This is a genomic window from Heliomarina sp., from assembly GCF_052826185.1.
Map to the genome: position 1 here is coordinate 139,162 of NZ_JBRBUI010000054.1, position 15,282 is coordinate 154,443.

The following is a 15,282-nucleotide window of genomic DNA, read 5'->3' on the forward strand; positions in this document are numbered from 1 at the left end:
TTGCTCCCGCGAACTTTAGCGTTCTGAGCCGGAAGAACCAGACTTGCACTCTGCTCAGAAGGTGGATTTGATCCCGAGGGCCAGCGAAAAGTCGCGCGCGGAGTAGATCGAGATATTCGAATCCGTCTTGCTGGCCTGCAGCGTGAGGGTCGGGGCGAAACCGGCGTAATCGTATTCTTCGAAGAAAAAGGTCAGATCGCCGGCGATGGTCTTGTCATCGCGCGGCGCAAAGACGACCTGCCCGAAAGCGTTGAGGCCAGCTGCGATCAGGGGATAGTCGGTCGCGCCCATGGCAAGCCCCGCGCTGACGCGCGCAGGTCCCAGACGCTTGTCGAAAGTCACCGTGCCGCGCAGGCTCGCCCCGCTGTAGGTGCCGTTCATCGCCTGTGCCGAAACATCGCGTAGCGACAGGGACAGGCCAAGCCGGTTACCGCCCTGCAACCGGTGATCGAAGACAGCGGAGAGGCCGTAAACCCGCGCGTCGTTCGCTTTCGATTTCGCCTTGAAGCGGTCTTCGGCAAGGACGCCGAGGGTCAGGGAAGACGCTTCGGATAATGCCCATGTCCGGTCTCCGAAGAGACGTGCGAAATAGAAATTCCGGTCGCCGCCAAAGCGACTTTCGCCAAGGCTTGCAGAAACGGATGCGAAGTTGCCCTCGCGCGGGGCACCGATGGCAAAGGCGTGGCGCAGGGTCAGTTCGCCATAGGTCGAGCCGTATTTGCGACCGCTGACGCCGGGGGCGAGCGCCTTTGCGCTGTCGGAAAGGGCAACGCGCGAGATATAGAGACGTCCCAATAGGTAGGTTGCACTTTGCCGGTTGCCGCGTAACCGGTAGCCCAGCATCGTATCGAGCGTTGCAATGACGCCGGAAAGCGCCACCGCATCGGCAGGGCGCAGGCCGTAATCGGGCTCTCCATCGATGGTGTTGTACCGGCTGGACGAGCCGTTGTTCACATTGTCCGAGGGGCGGAGACCCGCGTTGACGGAAAAGCTCCACGGGTTGCGCTGGCGCAGAATGCGATAGTCGCGCGCGATCTGCTGCGAGACTTCTTTGCTTTCGGCGTGGATCGCGGTGCGGCGCAGCCAGATCTGGGCGAGTGTCGGACGGCCTTCGGCATAGGACAGCTTGGAGGCCAATTCGGCAGCGCGCATCCGGTCGGAACCGATGTCAGTCAGCCGATAGGCGCGGGCGGCAGCACGTCGGCCTTCGCGGTTGCGGTTCAACCCGGCATAAGCAAGCGCCTGCATGTAATGGGCGACGGGGTCTTTTGGATTGGCCTGAACTAGTCCGGCAGAGAGGCGCAGGGCGAGCGCGGGCTGGCCTGTTTCAAGCGCATGCCCCGCCAGAAGACGCGCCTGCGGGAGGGTTAGGGAAACCGAATTTTCAGCCGTCTGGGCCGGGGCCATGCCAGTGGCGAGAAAGACGCCAAGGGCAAGGAAGGCACCGGCAAGTCGTTTACGGATTGGGCTGGTCGCACAGCGCTGCATCGCCGGGTGTGCCGCATTTCGGCAGGACGAAGATGCCGTATTCGACTTCGTTCTGGACGCTGGTGATGTGGTTTTCGACATAGATACCGCCTGCAATCGTTGCCGCATCGTCGCCGCCAAATATACCGCCGTAGCTGCCGCGCACCTGCTGCTGGATCGACACGTCGCCGGCAAAAGTGCCCGAGGCCGGGTTGATCGCCGTCGGTGCGAGTTCCAGATCGACCATTTCCGTTCCGGGGGCGTCCACGTAGGTTCGGTCATAGATAATGCCGTTCACGGCGTTGTCGGTGAAGTCGGCATTCACCAGAACCTTGCCCGTTACTTCTCCCGCCTGAACCGGCCTGACCGAGGTGGGCGTGCCCGGGGTCACAGGAAGCAGGTCACCGCCGTCGCCGGGACCGTTCAGTAAGCCGACGTAGCGGCCGGCATAGCTTGCCAGCCCGCCGCTGCCGGTCACCGATGGCGGATCATAGGCGCCGGCGCGGCCATAGACGGCCCCGCCGAAGAAGTATTCGAACTGCCCGCCCGTCGTGACCACGGCGGCCCGGGTGCCGTCGATGTCACGCACATAGGCGGTTGTATGCCGCGACAGGGAACTGTCCTGAGTGGTGTAGGCCTCGTACCCGTTCCGGTCGAGCGCGGGACGCCTGCTGTAGACGGCTTCGAATTCTTCGTTGTCGAGGGTGATGCCGCGTACGGTCAAGGTCTGTGCGTCCGCATCGTAGGAAATGCCCTGAAGATCCTGCGCAACTTCGGCGGGGACGCCCGTTTCGGGATCGTCCGTGTCCGTATCCTCGATGAAGGGGTTGCCGCCGCCGCTACCGCATGCGGACAACATGGTCGCTGCTGCGAGCCCAAGCCAATACCGTTTCATCTGCCTCAACCATTGTTAATCAGGTTTTCCGGTCAGAGTCGGGCGGGGCGGTGCAAAAGTCAACGTCGTTGCGATTCGAAACGCCGTGGCGTGGCCGATAGGTTACCTTTATCTTGTGGGTCTGCTGCGGCGTGTGGGTACATAGAGTAGGGCGGCGTGGTTTCGCGCGCAAAGCTCAGGCTTTGCGATCCGGTGGATTCCTGTTTATCTGGAAGTGAAATTGAGGGCCGGATCGAATCCGTTCAGGCCGCGACCGAGACAGAGGAAATCACATGCGCCAATATCTCGATGCGCTCGAGACCGTTCTGAGCAAGGGAACCCGGTCGACCGACCGCACCGGCACCGGGACTATTTCCTATTTCGGGATGCAGTGCCGCTATCCTTTGTCGGACGGGTTCCCGCTGGTCACGACCAAGAAGCTGCACCTGCGCTCCATCGTGCATGAACTGCTCTGGTTCCTCTCGGGCGACACCAATATCGGGTACCTTAAGGAAAACGGTGTTTCGATCTGGGACGAATGGGCGGATGAAAATGGCGATCTGGGTCCGGTTTACGGCCATCAGTGGCGGCATTTTCCGACCATCCGCAAGGAGGTCGACAGCGATGGCAAAGCGCGGCTGCAGATCGGCGAGGTCGACCAGATCGCCAAGCTTGTCGAGGCGATCCAGAAAACGCCGGACAGCCGCCGCCTGATCGTCTCGGCCTGGAATCCCGGCGAGATCGACGAGATGGCCCTGCCGCCCTGTCATACGCTCTGGCAGGTTCGGATCGCGGACGGGAAACTGCATCTGCAACTATATCAGCGTTCTGCCGATATGTTTCTGGGGGTGCCGTTCAACATTGCCTCATATGCGCTTTTGCAGGTGATGCTGGCCAAGGTTACCGGATATGAGCCCGGCGATTTCATACATTCGATTGGCGATGCACATATTTACTTGAATCATCTCGAACAGGTGCAGACACAACTTTCGCGAAAGCCATCCGCGTTGCCTACACTGCGTCTGACGCGGGATGTTACCTCTTTGTTCGATTTCAAATACGAGGATTTCGAATTCGTCGATTACAATCCTCAGCCCGGTATCAAGGCGCCGGTTGCGGTCTGACGATGATTACATTGATTGTCGCCCGCGCGGCCAACGGGGCCATTGGAAAAGATAACGATATTCCCTGGCACTGCCCCGAAGACCTTAAGATGTTTCAGCGTGAGACCAGTGGGGGCGCCATCATCATGGGCCGTCGCACATGGGAGAGTCTGCCGGTCAAGCCACTGAAAAACAGGATGAATTGCGTGATCTCGCGCGATACTTCGGTTGCAGAGCATGTGTTCGGGGACGTGGCCGATGCAGTGCGGGCGAGCCAGGCGGCGGGTTATGGGCGCATTTACGGAATTGGCGGCGAACGGATCTACCGGGCGCTGTTTCCATTCGCGCACAGGTTGATGATCACCGAAGTGGATATGACCGTAAAGGACGCGGATGCATTCTTTCCGGCTTTTGAAGAAAACCACTGGCTGGAATTGTCGCGGCGCGAATTGGCTGTTTCGCCTTCTAAATTCATATTGCGGGAATTGATGCGTCGCGATGTGGCCTCTGCCGAGAATGTTTGATCTGTTGTAATGGCAATCGGGCGAATTGCGAGAGGGAAGGATTTCGAATTGCCGTTCGGAATTTAGAATAACCAGATAATTGCGGAGTTAATTAATTCTGCGTTGGCTGTTTAATTAGAAGGCGAAACACGGCAACAATCCCGGAGAGGTGGCTTTGACGTGCACGGGGGATTTCTGTCGAGGTGTTTCTTGACAGATTGTCTCGGGAATGCGTCCGAGCAGCGGGGGTGAAAGTTGCCCGCCCTGGACCGGGCGAAGCGAGGCTCAAAGGCTTGGTTCCGCTAGTAGGCGGAAAAACGGTAATTATTTGAGTTTCAAATCTGCAGCCATTTGTCGGCCATCGCGTCCGTCCTGCAATTGATAATCAACTTTTTGGTTATCAGCCAACCCCGTCAGGCCGGATCTTTCCACGGCAGAGATATGCACGAACACATCCTTGCCGCCTTCGTCTGGCGCAATAAAGCCATAACCCTTGGTCGTATTAAACCACTTCACGGTGCCACTTGGCATGTTTCCGCGTCTCCCTTTGCTTGCGTTCCGCGCGTCAATTGCGCAGAATCTTTAATGGCCCAATCAGACGTCAACTGTTTGTTAAGGCCAGTGTCAGCATCTCATGTGATTTGTAAAAATCAAGAAAAACGGGGTGCGGTGGGTTAAATTGCCGGTTATTTGCGCGAAATTGAAGGGGCGAACTATGTTGGTGTTTGGACTGAAGAACTGCGATACTTGTCGCAAGGCGTTGAAATCATTGCCAGACGCACAACTTTTGGATGTGCGGTCCGACGGTATTCCCGCTGAGGTTCTTTCGCAGGCCTTGGCGGAATTCGGCGACAGCCTCGTCAATACACGTTCGACCACATGGCGAAATCTTGACGATTCAGAGCGTGCGCGCCCACAGCTGGAACTGCTTGAGGCGCACCCGTCCCTGATGAAGCGACCGTTGATCGTGGATGGCGAAACCATGTACCTGGGCTGGACGCCGGATACCCGTGCGGCGCTGGGCGTCGCGTGATGCGCGCCGTCTAGCGCACGTTGAGCCGTTGCTTGATGATCTGGTCGACGGATACGGGACCGGCGCCGCGAAAGACGAGGATCAGCAATAGCATAACCCAAAGCGCCCGCTGGTCGAGGATCAGGCTGCCGGGGTCTTTGTCGAACCACGCGCCAAGGGTGTCGGGCTGGTTGATCGCGCCGTGACCGTAAAGGTCGGTCAGCGTCTGCACCACGACAAATCCGATCATGCCCGCGGCCGAGATGCGGGTGAAAAGGCCAATGATGATCAGGGCGGGGAGGATAAACTCGGCCCATGTTCCGGCGAGGATGGTGAATTTCTCAAAACTGCTGGCCGCGCTGATGTCGTAGCCGGAGGCTTCAGCTGCTTTCGGAAAGATCTGCGCATAGGCGTTGAAGGTCGGTTGCCACAGACCCGAGATATCACCGCCGAGTTTTGTCATGGCGGAGGTCCAGTAATAAAGCGCGAAGAGCGCGGCAAAGACGAAGCGGGCGAGGGTGGGCATCAGCACGGTGCCGAGCCGCTGTTCGATGGTGAATGCGATACGCAGGTAGAGATTGACGAGAGCGGTCATAGGCGTTGGTCTTTCAGGGTCAGCGACGTCAGGGCATTGTCCTGCAGCAGGATGGCGAGGGTGCTGGCAGGATCGAAATCCGGTGCGGTGGTTTGTACAACATCCAAAGCGTCTCCGAGGCTTTGGCCTTTGGAAATTGCGGCGATCCAGTCTGCCCCACCGCGGGGCAGCAGGTGGGGAACGGGGTCGAAGTCGCGACGGGTTATCAGGACATCCTGCGGCTCTGCCACCGGTTTCGGCGCGTCGTGTTGAGTATTGCGCAGCCAGATTGCATGGACCGGCCAGCGGGAGCGGACGAGACGCAGCGAGGGCGCGAATGAGAATGTGGCCTCGGTCAGATCCTGCGGTGACCTTTCGGTCAACCGTGACGGATCAAGGGCAGGTGCATCCGCCGCGTGATAAGAGGCGCGCAGGGCGAGCTCGAGCCGGGCGATGTCGGGCAGATAGCCAAGGTGGGAAAGCTGCGGCAGTCCGGCCAGAAATTCAGGCAGCTCAGTGCCAAAGGCGCTGAGCACGGGAGAGCGGGGCGGGTGGGCGCGCAGGTACAGGGCCGCGATGGCTTTCATGTTTTCGGTGCCGAGCAGCTTTGTGATAATTGGAAAGCCGGTGCGCAGCGCTTCGCCCAGAGAGCTCGCGACATTGTTGCGCAGCACGTTGAAACGGCGGCCTGCGGGCTGCCCGTTCCCGTCGGTCAGCCCATCGGGGAGGGCCGCATCGGGGTGCAGCAGGGCATTTGCGAAATTGCCGGTGCCGGCGGTCATCCGACCGCTACCGTTTGCAAGGCGTGTTCAGCGCGGCAGGCCTCATCGCGCAGGGTTGGCCAGTCTGGTACATCGTTGTCCCATTCGACCAGAACCGGACAGGGGCCAGTGCGGGCCAGAACTTCAGCAAGCAGGTCCCAGACCGGTGGGGCGACCGGGCGGGCATGGCTGTCGATCAGCAGGGGGGCACCGTGATCGTCGGCATCGTGGTCATGCCCGCCGACATGGATTTCCGCCACGCGGGACAGCGGAAAGGCATCGAGATAGCTTTGCGGCGTAAATCCCAGGTTCACCGAAGAGATAAACACGTTGTTAACGTCGAGCAACAGGCCGCAACCGGTGCGACGCGTGAGTTCGGCAAGGAATTCCGGTTCGGACCATGTGCTTTCTGCAAAGGCGAGGTAGCTCGACGGGTTTTCGAGCAGCATCGGGCGGCGAAGCGTGGATTGCACAGTATCGATATGCTCGGCCACGCGGGTGAGCGTGGCATTTGTATAGGGAAGAGGGAGCAGGTCGTTCAGATAGGTCTCGCCATGGCTCGACCATGCGAGGTGCTCCGAGAAAGACGCGGGGTCGAGCCAGCCGACAAGCCTGGCCAGCCGCGCGAGGTGGTCCTTGTCGAGCGGCTGGTCCCCGCCGATGGAGAGCCCCACGCCGTGGACGGAGATGGCGAAACGCTCGGCCAGTGCGCGCAGCTGGGCCAAGGGCCGCCCGCCATCGCCCATGTAGTTTTCCGCGTGGATCTCAAGCCAGCGGACCGGGCCTGCGTCCTCCATGATCGCGGCGAAATGCTGCGGCTTGAAGCCGACGCCGGGCGCGGCGGGGAGGCGATTGAGGCGGGCGGTATCGAGCATCTCGGTTGCTCCGGTGTGTAGGCGGCGCGGCCGCCCACTACGGGGTTATGCGGGCAGGTCGCGTTCCAGCGGTTCCAGCGATCCTTGGCGTTCGGTGCCATCGGCCATGTCCGGCAGGTCGATCTCGGAGCATGTACCGGTATCGACCAGCGTCCAGGCGTTGCCCTGATAGTCGACGGTCGAGGTGCCTGCACAGGTGGTGCCGGGACCGGCGGCGCAATCGTTCTGTCCGGCAAGCGACACGCCATAGCATTTCTCTTTGGACTGGGCGGTCGCCGTGGTGCCCTGCGCGGCGAGAGCGGCAGCGACGGCGCTGGCAACGGCGAGCGTTTTCGCGGTGTTTGACATGAGTTCTTCCTCCTTGATCATGAATCTTGGTCGGGCGTGCTCAACCCTAGCCGGGCCGGTTGCCGCACGGGTTTCACGAGGCCGTGCCTCACGCCGCTGTCAGCCGGTGTTAGGCTTTGACAGGAGAAACGCTGTTGAAAAGCGGGAATTTTGTCAAATGTTTCAAAGCCTGCCCCCGGTTTACGGCGGAAATAGGGGGCAGGCGAGGGATTTGTTACAACAGGTCCGGCGGGGTTGCTTCGATGCCAAGCGCCTTTGTTACAGCGGACAGATCCTGCACGCTGGTCTGTTTTTCGCCAAGGCGGCGGAGGGAAACGGTGCGTTCCTCGACCTCGCGATGACCGACGGCAAGGATGACCGGCACCTTGCCGACCGAGTGCTCGCGGACCTTGTAGTTGATCTTTTCGTTGCGGATGTCGGCCTCGGCGCGGACACCTGCGGCCTGCAGCTCGGCGACGACCTCGTGCACGTAGTCATCCGCCTCGGAGGTGATCGAGGCGACGACAACCTGACGCGGCGCGAGCCAGAAGGGCAGTTTGCCTTCGTGGTTTTCGATCAGGATGCCGATGAAGCGTTCGAAGCTACCGAGGCAGGCGCGGTGCAGCATGAAGGGGCGATGCTTGTCGCCATCCGCCGCGATATAGCTGGCCCCCAGCCGTTCCGGCAGGTTCGGATCAACCTGGAACGTGCCACATTGCCAGACCCGACCGATTGCGTCGGTCAGGTAAAAGTCGAGCTTTGGCCCGTAGAAGGCGCCGTCGCCCGGTTCCAGCACATAGTCGCGGCCCACGGCCTTGATCGCGTTTTCCAGCGCGTTCTCGACGTAATCCCAGCTTTCCTCGGTGCCGACCCGCTTTTCCGGCCGGGTGGCAAAGCGGATCTCGAAATCGTCAAAGCCGAGTTCCTTGTAGACATCCGCGAGGAAGTCGATGAAGCGGGCGCATTCCTCCTGGATCTGGTCCTCGGTGCAGAAGATATGCGCGTCATCCTGGGTAAAACCGCGCACGCGCATGATGCCGTGCAGCGCGCCCGAGGGTTCGAACCGCGCGCAGGAGCCGAACTCGGCCAGCCGCAGGGGCAGATCGCGGTAGGATTTGAGGCCCTGGTTGAAAACTTGCACATGGCAGGGGCAGTTCATCGGCTTGAGCGCGTTGATCCGGGTCTGGTCCTTGTTCTTGGCCGAGGCATCGTCGTTCTCGCCGTCGCGGCTTTCGTCGACCTCTACAAGGAACATGTGGTGCTGGTACTTGTCCCAGTGGCCTGATGCTTCCCAGAGCTTGCGGTCGACAACCTGCGGCGTGTTGATTTCACGATAGCCGCCGGCACGCTGCTTGCGGCGCATGTAATCCTGCAGCTGGGTATAGATGGTCCAGCCGTTCGGGTGCCAGAAGACTTGACCGGGCGCCTCTTCCTGCATGTGGAACAGGTCCATCTCGCGGCCCAGCTTGCGGTGGTCGCGCTTGGCGGCCTCTTCCAGCATGTGCAGGTGCGCCTTGAGCTTTTCCTTGTTCTGGAAGGCGACGCCATAGATGCGCTGCAACATCTGGCGGCTGCTGTCGCCGCGCCAGTAGGCCCCGGCAATCGACATCAGCTTGAAGGAATCGCCGGGCACCTGGCCAGTGTGCTGCAGGTGAGGCCCGCGGCACAGATCCTGCCAGTCGCCATGCCAGTACATGCGCAGCGGTTCGTCGCCGGGAATGGCGTCGATCAGTTCGACCTTGTAGGGTTCGTTATTGTCTTCGTAATGCTTGACCGCCCGCGCGCGCTCCCAGACCTCGGTGGTCACCGGTTCACGCTTGTTGATGATCTCTTTCATCTTTTTCTCGATGAGACCGAGATCTTCGGGTGTAAAAGGCTCGGCACGGTCGAAATCGTAATACCAGCCGTCCTTGATGACGGGGCCGATCGTGACCTTGGTGTCGGGCCAGATTTCCTGCACGGCGCGCGCCATGATATGGGCCAGATCGTGACGGATCAGCTCATTCGCCTGCTCTTCGTCCTGCAGGGTGTGGATCGCGATGTCGGAATCCTGGTCGATCGGCCATTGCAGATCCCAGTGCTTGCCGTTGACGGTGGCCGAGATGGCTTTCTTGGCCAGCGATTTGGAAATATCCTCGGCCACGGCGGCGGGGGTGACGCCCGCGTCGTAGGATCGTGCATTGCCATCGGGAAGGGTGAGAGAGATTTGGGCCATATCGGCACTCCTCGTCGGTTTGGCGCCCACTGAACGCCCGGTTGCGGGTTATGTTTCGCGCCCTATCTGCATCCCGGTCCAGGGCAAGTCAAGCGACCTTGGCGCGCATTTACCGACAGCAGGCACCGGAAAGGCACCCAGATGAGTCACGACACCGCGGAAGAGCTTTTCGAAACCCTGACCGGAGGGGCGGAAGACGACGTGGGCCTGTCGGAGGAAGCGGCGGCGGTCGAGCCCGCCAACGGGCTTCGCCATGTGGTAGCGCTGTCGATGACCAAGGTGGCAGACGGTCTTATCGACCCGAAGCTGATCCTGACATGGTTGATGAACAACCTCGGCGCGCCGGGATACCTGATTGCGATGCTGGTGCCGCTCCGCGAGGCGGGCGCGCTCTTGCCACAGATCGTGCTGGCGGGCGTGGTGCAGCGGATGGCGCAGCGCAAGTGGATCTGGGTGATCGGCAGCGCCGGGCAGGGGATATGTGCCGCGCTGATCGTGGTGTCGGGCTTCCTGCTGGAAGGTGTCGCGGCGGGGCTTGCGATCTGTGCCAGTCTTGGCGGGCTCGCCCTGTTCCGTTCCGCCTGTTCGGTGTCGTTCAAGGATATTCTCGGCAAGACCGTCGCCAAGACCCGGCGGGGTGCAATTACCGGAACGGCAGGGTCGGTTGCGGCGGCTGGCGTTCTGCTGCTGGCGCTGCTGCTGATCACCGGGGTGATCCAGAACAAAGCGCTGGTGCTAGCGGCCATCGGGCTGGCGGCGTTGCTCTGGGGTGGTGCTGCATTGGTGATGTCGATGCTGCGCGAGATGGATAGCGATACCGGCGGCGAAAAAGGCCGCGTGGACTTCAGCCTGCTCAAGGACAATCCTCAGCTCTGGCGGTTTATCCTTGTGCGCGGTCTGCTGGTGTCGACCGCGCTGGCCCCGCCCTATATCGTTCTGCTCGATCAGGAGGGCGGGTTGCAGCAGCTGGGCGCGCTTGTGCTGGCATCGTCGCTGGCGAGTTTCCTAAGCTCATACCTCTGGGGCCGCCTGTCCGACGCGTCGAGCCGCAAGGTGCTTATGCGCAGCGGGATCATCGGCGCGGTGGCGGTGGCGGCGGCGGTCGTGGTGTCGCTGATGGATCTGGCCGGGGTGGTGGCAGTGCTGCCCGCCTGCCTGATGGTGCTGATGATCGCCTATAACGGTGTCCGGCAGGGGCGGTCGACCTATCTTGTTGATATGGCGCCAGAGGATCAGCGCTCGGCCTATGCGGCGGTGTCGAATACCGTGATCGGCTGTATCCTGTTGCTGGTCGGGCTTGGCGGCGGCGTGGCGTCGATATTTGGGCCCAAACTGGCGCTGGCCGGTTTTGCCATCATGGCGCTGGCCGCCACATGGGTGGCGCGCGGGCTGGACGAGGTCGAGAAACAGGACTGATCTTGCACCTTGTCGCGGGGACACGCAGTATCCCGGCAAAATGCCGGAACTGGAGGAAATGAATGTCGGACCCTGATCTTGCCCGCAACCTTGAGGCCCGGCAATGAGCGCGCCTAAGTATCTTGAGACAGCCGAGGGCCGGCGGATCGCATATCATCTCACCCCCGGTGAGGGGCCGATGATCGTCTTTCTCGGCGGGCTGAAATCGGACATGCAGGGCACCAAGGCGGTGCATCTGGAGGAATGGGCGCGCGGGCAGGGGTTTGCTTTCCTGCGCTTTGATTATTCCGGTCACGGCGAAAGCTCGGGGCGTTTCGAGGACGGCTGCATCGGCGACTGGCACGAGGATACGCTGGCCGTGGTGGATCAACTGACCGAAGGCACCATCCTGCCGGTCGGGTCGTCGATGGGGGGATGGCAATCGCTGCTTCTGGCGCGCGAACGCGCGGATCGGGTCATGGGCCTTGTCACCATCGCCGCCGCACCGGATTTCACGGAAGACAGCTATTGGGCGGGGTTCAGCGACGCGCAGAAGCGCCAGCTTGAAGAGGAGGGGCAGGTCGAACTGCCGTCGGATTACATGGAACCCTATATCGTAACGCGCCGCATGGTCGAAGACGGGCGCAAGCGGCTGGTCCTGAGGTCTCCGCTGCCCCTGCCGTTTCCGGTGCGTTGTCTTCAGGGGACCGCCGATACGGCCGTGTCGACCGACACCGCCCTGCGTCTGCTCGATCACGCCGATAGCCCCGATATGCGGCTGACACTGGTCAAGGATGCGGATCACCGGTTCTCTGATGGTCCCTGTCTTGGCATCATCGAAACCGCGATCATGGAGGTGCTGGGCAGATGAAGATGGAGCAGCGGGTAAGCCTTGTCACGCTTGGGGTGGCGGACTTGGGGAGAGCAGCCGCGTTCTATACCGACCTCGGGTGGGAAAAGGTGGAAACACCGGATGGTATCGTCGTTTTCGACCTCATCGGTCAGAGCATCGGGCTTTATCCGCTGGAAAATCTCGCCGAGGACATGGGCGTTCCGGTGGAACGTCTGGGAACCGGTGGCGCGACGCTCGCGCATAACGTCCGTTCGCGCGAGGAGGTGGACGGATTGGTCGAGGCGGCCAAATCGGCAGGGGCCGAAATTCTACGCGCCCCGAGCGAAGTCTTTTGGGGCGGATACATCGCCTATTTTGCCGATCCCGACGGGCATATTTGGGAAATCGCGCATAACCCGCTGTCGCCCTTGGCCGAGGATGGCGCGTTTCGCTGGGAAGGCTTCGGCAAGAGCTGATGCGCAAGCCCGGATCCATGTGGAGCCTTGAGACCTTGGGCCGCGTGCGATTGTCTGAACATTTTTACATACGCGACTTTCTTTATTCCGAAATCGCGGCCTTTCACGGTTTTCAGAACATGCCCGAACGCCCCGATCTGGCCATCGAATGCGGGCGCGCGTTCTGTGGGGCGCTGCTGGACCCGTTGCAGGATACATTCGGGCGCGTTGCGATCCGGTCGGGCTATCGCTCACCCGAGGTGAACCGGTTTGGCAATGAAAACGGGCTGAATTGCGCGCGCAACGACAATCCGATCGAATGCCACATCTGGGACCGGGAGGAGGGCGAGAACCGCATCGCGGGTGCGTCGGTCGTTATCCCGTGGTTTGCGGATCGTTATGAAAAGGGACGGGACTGGCGCGATCTGGCTTGGTGGCTCCATGATCATCTGCCTTATTCCGAGGTGTTCTTCTTTCCAAAGCTCTGTGCCTTCAACCTCGTCTGGCGGCCAGTCGCCCGGCGCAGGATTGACAGCTATATCGCGCCGCGCGGCTGCCTCCTGAAACCGGGTGCTGAACCGGATGAGCCTCTATCGGTGCGGCGGGATAGATATGCTGATTTTCCAGTCTTTCTCGGGCGGCGGTAGGGGCACGCGAGGTGACTCTGTCGCTGCGTCGCTGTTAACGGGATCACAATACTAAGCAACCATCTTCCGGGCTGGAATACCCCGAGAGATCGTAGATGGCGCGTTTATCCATTCTGATATTGCCCGTGATGGCGCTGATGACCGGGCCGGTCATCGTGCTGGCGGGCGCGCCGTCGCGGGGTGATCGCCCCGTTCTTGTCGTCTCGTTGCCTTGGGGGCCTTCATCCGAGCAGATCGTCCAGCGCGCCGGCGGTCGCCTGCTTGGTCCTGAAACTGCGCCTTTGGGCGTTCTGGCGACCTCCGACGTCCCCGAATTTCGTTCTCGTCTGCGCGACGAAGGGGCCATTCTTGTGGTCGGTGCCTCGTTAATTGCTTCTATTTGTGGAATTTGAAATGAAAGACATTCCAGTCGAAGATTCCGGTAACCTCAGGGAAGCACGCATGATTGTTGCGGCGGCCTGGGTCGGAGCAGCAGTCAATATCGGTGTCGCTTTCTATCTTCAAAGCCCGGTGCTCTGGATCGGCGCTGCCGCGGCGATCTTTGCCTTCGTGGGGACGCTTATGCAAAGGGGGGCGCCCGTCGTGGCAAGGATCGGTGCTGCCCAGGCCCTGCTTGGACAGGCGGTTGTTATGAACGCGGCAATGGCAGGCCACGCATGGCAGATCGACGCGCATATGCTTTACTTTGCGCTGCTGGCGATCACGGTTTCGCTGAACGATATTCGCGCCGTGCTGGCGGCGACTGCGCTGGTCGCGCTGCACCATCTTACACTGACTTTCCTGATGCCAGCGCTGGTCTTCCCCTCGGCCACGATCGCTGAGAATATTCCCCGTACGGCGATGCACGCTGTCATCCTTTTGCTGGAGACCGGCGCGCTGATCTATGCCCTGAGCAAACAGCATCAGATGGACCGGGCGATGCGCGCCCAGAACGAGGCTCTGGAAGAGGCGAATGCAAAAGCCAGGAAATCAACAGATGACGCGTTACACGCGCTGGCCGATGCCGAAGAGGCCAAGAAGCAGGCCCAGCATTCGCGTTCGGAGGTCGAAGCGGCTTTGAAACGGGCGGAGAGCGAAGCGGAGCGGGCAGCGGCAGCCGATCGCGAAGCGCGCGAAGCGGCGCAGGTTGAAGCTGAAAACCGGCAGAAAGTGGCGGACCAGCAGCGCGTCGTGGTGGATACCTTACGCTCGAGCCTGAAGTTACTGCGCGAGCGCAATCTGCACGCGCAGATCAGGAACAGGCTTGATCCGCAATACGACGACCTTCGCGAGGATTTCAATCAGGCGGTCGACGCGCTTCGTCTGGCGATCGAGACCGTTCAGAGTTCGGCTCAATCCATAGGGTCCGACGTGCAGGCAATGGCAAATGCCGCGCAGGATATGTCCAATCGCACGGAACGGCAGGCGGCGACGTTGGCAGAAATTTCAACGAACGTGTCGCGGTTCTCGGCAACCGTCAAAGACACGGCAAAATCCGCCCGCGAAGCTGAATCCGAAGCCGGTGAAACAAAGCGCCAGGTGCTGGCGAGTGGTGATCTGGTGCAAAGAGCGGTCACGGCGATGGGTGAGATCGAAACAAGCTCGAAAGAAATACAGAAAATTGTCGGCGTTATCGACGAAATCGCTTTCCAGACAAACCTGCTCGCCCTGAACGCCGGGGTGGAAGCCGCCCGTGCCGGCGACAGTGGTCGAGGCTTCGCGGTTGTAGCATCGGAAGTTCGCAATCTCGCCCAGCGAAGTTCGGATGCGGCGCAGGAAATCAAGAAACTGATAAACGCAAGTGACAGCCGGGTCGGTGAAGGCGTCGGACTTGTTCGCGAAACCGGCAAGGCGAACGAAAGCGTCATGTCAGCCGTGAATGGTATCGTTCAGCGGATCATCGATATCGCCGCCGGGGCTGACCGCCAGTCGGGCGCGTTGAACGACATCAGCGAAGCGATCGCGCAGCTCGACAATGTCACCCAGCGCAACGCGGCAATGTTCGAGGAAACATCGGCGGCGAGTGAATCTATGATGGACGGCACCCGAAAACTGACCGAGGTCATTTCCGCTTTCGTATTGAAACCCTCCACCCCATCGATTCATTCCGACGACCGAACTGCCGCTTAGAGGCTGGGGCGGGTGAAACTTGGAAAGTCCCGCTTGTGAGCAAATAGGTGCCGGGCGGCCATTGCGAACGTGAGCGCAGATGCTGCATTAGGTGCCTGGCTGCGATGTTCAGTTCTTTGGGAAGAAGATCCGC

The 15,282-nt window shown here is 60.8% G+C and carries 17 protein-coding genes; 9 read left to right on the forward strand and 8 right to left on the reverse strand.

The window, feature by feature from the left end; translation table 11 throughout:
- Window positions 1-54: 54 nt before the first annotated feature.
- Together ACU0FH_RS18870 and ACU0FH_RS18875 are read right to left on the reverse strand one after the other, a co-directional pair.
- Complete coding sequence (locus ACU0FH_RS18870) at window positions 55-1,488, reverse strand: hypothetical protein (protein ID WP_446196298.1); 1,434 nt, start codon at window positions 1,486-1,488, stop codon at window positions 55-57.
- On the reverse strand, window positions 1,457-2,362 hold the full coding sequence (locus ACU0FH_RS18875; RefSeq protein WP_446196300.1) for a thymidylate synthase: 906 nt from the start codon (window positions 2,360-2,362) through the stop codon (window positions 1,457-1,459). Before ACU0FH_RS18875 ends, ACU0FH_RS18870 begins: the two co-directional genes overlap by 32 nt.
- A 272-nt stretch (window positions 2,363-2,634) precedes the next feature.
- Here ACU0FH_RS18875 and ACU0FH_RS18880 point away from each other — a divergent pair, with 272 nt between their 5' ends.
- Window positions 2,635-3,465 carry a thymidylate synthase gene (locus ACU0FH_RS18880; protein ID WP_446196301.1) on the forward strand — a complete coding sequence of 277 codons (831 nt, stop codon included), beginning with the start codon at window positions 2,635-2,637 and terminating at the stop codon, window positions 3,463-3,465.
- A gap of 2 nt (window positions 3,466-3,467) precedes the next feature.
- Window positions 3,468-3,968: a dihydrofolate reductase gene (locus tag ACU0FH_RS18885; RefSeq protein WP_446196302.1), complete on the forward strand. Its 501-nt coding sequence runs from the start codon at window positions 3,468-3,470 to the stop codon at window positions 3,966-3,968.
- Window positions 3,969-4,271: 303 nt separating this feature from the next.
- Here ACU0FH_RS18885 and ACU0FH_RS18890 read toward each other — a convergent pair whose 3' ends face one another.
- The gene (locus ACU0FH_RS18890) at window positions 4,272-4,478 is read right to left on the reverse strand and encodes a cold-shock protein (protein ID WP_088633831.1); all 207 of its coding nucleotides are present in this window, start codon (window positions 4,476-4,478) and stop codon (window positions 4,272-4,274) included.
- A gap of 184 nt (window positions 4,479-4,662) precedes the next feature.
- Here ACU0FH_RS18890 and ACU0FH_RS18895 point away from each other — a divergent pair, with 184 nt between their 5' ends.
- The gene (locus ACU0FH_RS18895) at window positions 4,663-4,980 is read left to right on the forward strand and encodes an arsenate reductase family protein (protein WP_446196303.1); all 318 of its coding nucleotides are present in this window, start codon (window positions 4,663-4,665) and stop codon (window positions 4,978-4,980) included.
- 10 nt (window positions 4,981-4,990) lie between these two features.
- Here ACU0FH_RS18895 and ACU0FH_RS18900 read toward each other — a convergent pair whose 3' ends face one another.
- From ACU0FH_RS18900 to thrS, 5 genes are all read right to left on the reverse strand, one after another.
- Window positions 4,991-5,554 (reverse strand): DoxX family protein, encoded by a 564-nt coding sequence (locus ACU0FH_RS18900; protein WP_446196304.1) that lies wholly within the window; start codon window positions 5,552-5,554, stop codon window positions 4,991-4,993.
- Window positions 5,551-6,315: an HvfC/BufC family peptide modification chaperone gene (locus ACU0FH_RS18905; protein WP_446196305.1), complete on the reverse strand. Its 765-nt coding sequence runs from the start codon at window positions 6,313-6,315 to the stop codon at window positions 5,551-5,553. Before ACU0FH_RS18905 ends, ACU0FH_RS18900 begins: the two co-directional genes overlap by 4 nt.
- The gene (gene bufB, locus ACU0FH_RS18910) at window positions 6,312-7,169 is read right to left on the reverse strand and encodes an MNIO family bufferin maturase (RefSeq protein ID WP_446196306.1); all 858 of its coding nucleotides are present in this window, start codon (window positions 7,167-7,169) and stop codon (window positions 6,312-6,314) included. The genes ACU0FH_RS18905 and bufB overlap by 4 nt, the downstream gene beginning before the upstream one ends.
- 45 nt (window positions 7,170-7,214) lie before the next feature.
- Entirely contained in the window at window positions 7,215-7,517 is a 303-nt protein-coding gene (locus ACU0FH_RS18915) for a BufA1 family periplasmic bufferin-type metallophore (RefSeq protein ID WP_446196307.1), read from the reverse strand.
- A gap of 214 nt (window positions 7,518-7,731) precedes the next feature.
- Window positions 7,732-9,711, reverse strand: coding sequence for a threonine--tRNA ligase (thrS, locus tag ACU0FH_RS18920; RefSeq protein WP_446196308.1), 1,980 nt, complete (start codon window positions 9,709-9,711; stop codon window positions 7,732-7,734).
- A gap of 141 nt (window positions 9,712-9,852) precedes the next feature.
- Between thrS and ACU0FH_RS18925 the strand changes: the two genes are divergently transcribed.
- The 6 genes from ACU0FH_RS18925 (at window position 9,853) to ACU0FH_RS18950 (ending at window position 15,149) form a co-directional block, all read left to right on the forward strand.
- Entirely contained in the window at window positions 9,853-11,127 is a 1,275-nt protein-coding gene (locus ACU0FH_RS18925) for an MFS transporter (protein ID WP_446196309.1), read from the forward strand.
- A 103-nt stretch (window positions 11,128-11,230) separates the two neighbouring features.
- Window positions 11,231-11,977: an alpha/beta fold hydrolase gene (locus tag ACU0FH_RS18930; RefSeq protein WP_446196310.1), complete on the forward strand. Its 747-nt coding sequence runs from the start codon at window positions 11,231-11,233 to the stop codon at window positions 11,975-11,977.
- Between the two features lie 2 nt (window positions 11,978-11,979).
- Window positions 11,980-12,414: a VOC family protein gene (locus tag ACU0FH_RS18935; protein ID WP_446196983.1), complete on the forward strand. Its 435-nt coding sequence runs from the start codon at window positions 11,980-11,982 to the stop codon at window positions 12,412-12,414.
- A gap of 17 nt (window positions 12,415-12,431) precedes the next feature.
- On the forward strand, window positions 12,432-13,040 hold the full coding sequence (locus tag ACU0FH_RS18940; protein ID WP_446196984.1) for a hypothetical protein: 609 nt from the start codon (window positions 12,432-12,434) through the stop codon (window positions 13,038-13,040).
- Between the two features lie 95 nt (window positions 13,041-13,135).
- Entirely contained in the window at window positions 13,136-13,432 is a 297-nt protein-coding gene (locus ACU0FH_RS18945; protein ID WP_446196311.1) for a hypothetical protein, read from the forward strand.
- A gap of 1 nt (window position 13,433) precedes the next feature.
- Window positions 13,434-15,149, forward strand: coding sequence for a methyl-accepting chemotaxis protein (locus ACU0FH_RS18950; RefSeq protein WP_446196312.1), 1,716 nt, complete (start codon window positions 13,434-13,436; stop codon window positions 15,147-15,149).
- The last annotated feature ends 133 nt before the right edge of the window (window positions 15,150-15,282 follow it).

What these genes read in the sequence shown, in the direction of transcription:
- ACU0FH_RS18870 (WP_446196298.1), bottom strand. Translation starts at nt 1,488, where the DNA reads ATGCAGCGCTGTGCGACCAGCCCAATCCGTAAACGACTTGCCGGTGCC.
- ACU0FH_RS18875 (WP_446196300.1), bottom strand. Translation starts at nt 2,362, where the DNA reads ATGAAACGGTATTGGCTTGGGCTCGCAGCAGCGACCATGTTGTCCGCA.
- ACU0FH_RS18880 (WP_446196301.1), top strand. Translation starts at nt 2,635, where the DNA reads ATGCGCCAATATCTCGATGCGCTCGAGACCGTTCTGAGCAAGGGAACC.
- ACU0FH_RS18885 (WP_446196302.1), top strand. Translation starts at nt 3,468, where the DNA reads ATGATTACATTGATTGTCGCCCGCGCGGCCAACGGGGCCATTGGAAAA.
- ACU0FH_RS18890 (WP_088633831.1), bottom strand. Translation starts at nt 4,478, where the DNA reads ATGCCAAGTGGCACCGTGAAGTGGTTTAATACGACCAAGGGTTATGGC.
- ACU0FH_RS18895 (WP_446196303.1), top strand. Translation starts at nt 4,663, where the DNA reads ATGTTGGTGTTTGGACTGAAGAACTGCGATACTTGTCGCAAGGCGTTG.
- ACU0FH_RS18900 (WP_446196304.1), bottom strand. Translation starts at nt 5,554, where the DNA reads ATGACCGCTCTCGTCAATCTCTACCTGCGTATCGCATTCACCATCGAA.
- ACU0FH_RS18905 (WP_446196305.1), bottom strand. Translation starts at nt 6,315, where the DNA reads ATGACCGCCGGCACCGGCAATTTCGCAAATGCCCTGCTGCACCCCGAT.
- bufB (WP_446196306.1), bottom strand. Translation starts at nt 7,169, where the DNA reads ATGCTCGATACCGCCCGCCTCAATCGCCTCCCCGCCGCGCCCGGCGTC.
- ACU0FH_RS18915 (WP_446196307.1), bottom strand. Translation starts at nt 7,517, where the DNA reads ATGTCAAACACCGCGAAAACGCTCGCCGTTGCCAGCGCCGTCGCTGCC.
- thrS (WP_446196308.1), bottom strand. Translation starts at nt 9,711, where the DNA reads ATGGCCCAAATCTCTCTCACCCTTCCCGATGGCAATGCACGATCCTAC.
- ACU0FH_RS18925 (WP_446196309.1), top strand. Translation starts at nt 9,853, where the DNA reads ATGAGTCACGACACCGCGGAAGAGCTTTTCGAAACCCTGACCGGAGGG.
- ACU0FH_RS18930 (WP_446196310.1), top strand. Translation starts at nt 11,231, where the DNA reads ATGAGCGCGCCTAAGTATCTTGAGACAGCCGAGGGCCGGCGGATCGCA.
- ACU0FH_RS18935 (WP_446196983.1), top strand. Translation starts at nt 11,980, where the DNA reads ATGGAGCAGCGGGTAAGCCTTGTCACGCTTGGGGTGGCGGACTTGGGG.
- ACU0FH_RS18940 (WP_446196984.1), top strand. Translation starts at nt 12,432, where the DNA reads ATGTGGAGCCTTGAGACCTTGGGCCGCGTGCGATTGTCTGAACATTTT.
- ACU0FH_RS18945 (WP_446196311.1), top strand. Translation starts at nt 13,136, where the DNA reads ATGGCGCGTTTATCCATTCTGATATTGCCCGTGATGGCGCTGATGACC.
- ACU0FH_RS18950 (WP_446196312.1), top strand. Translation starts at nt 13,434, where the DNA reads ATGAAAGACATTCCAGTCGAAGATTCCGGTAACCTCAGGGAAGCACGC.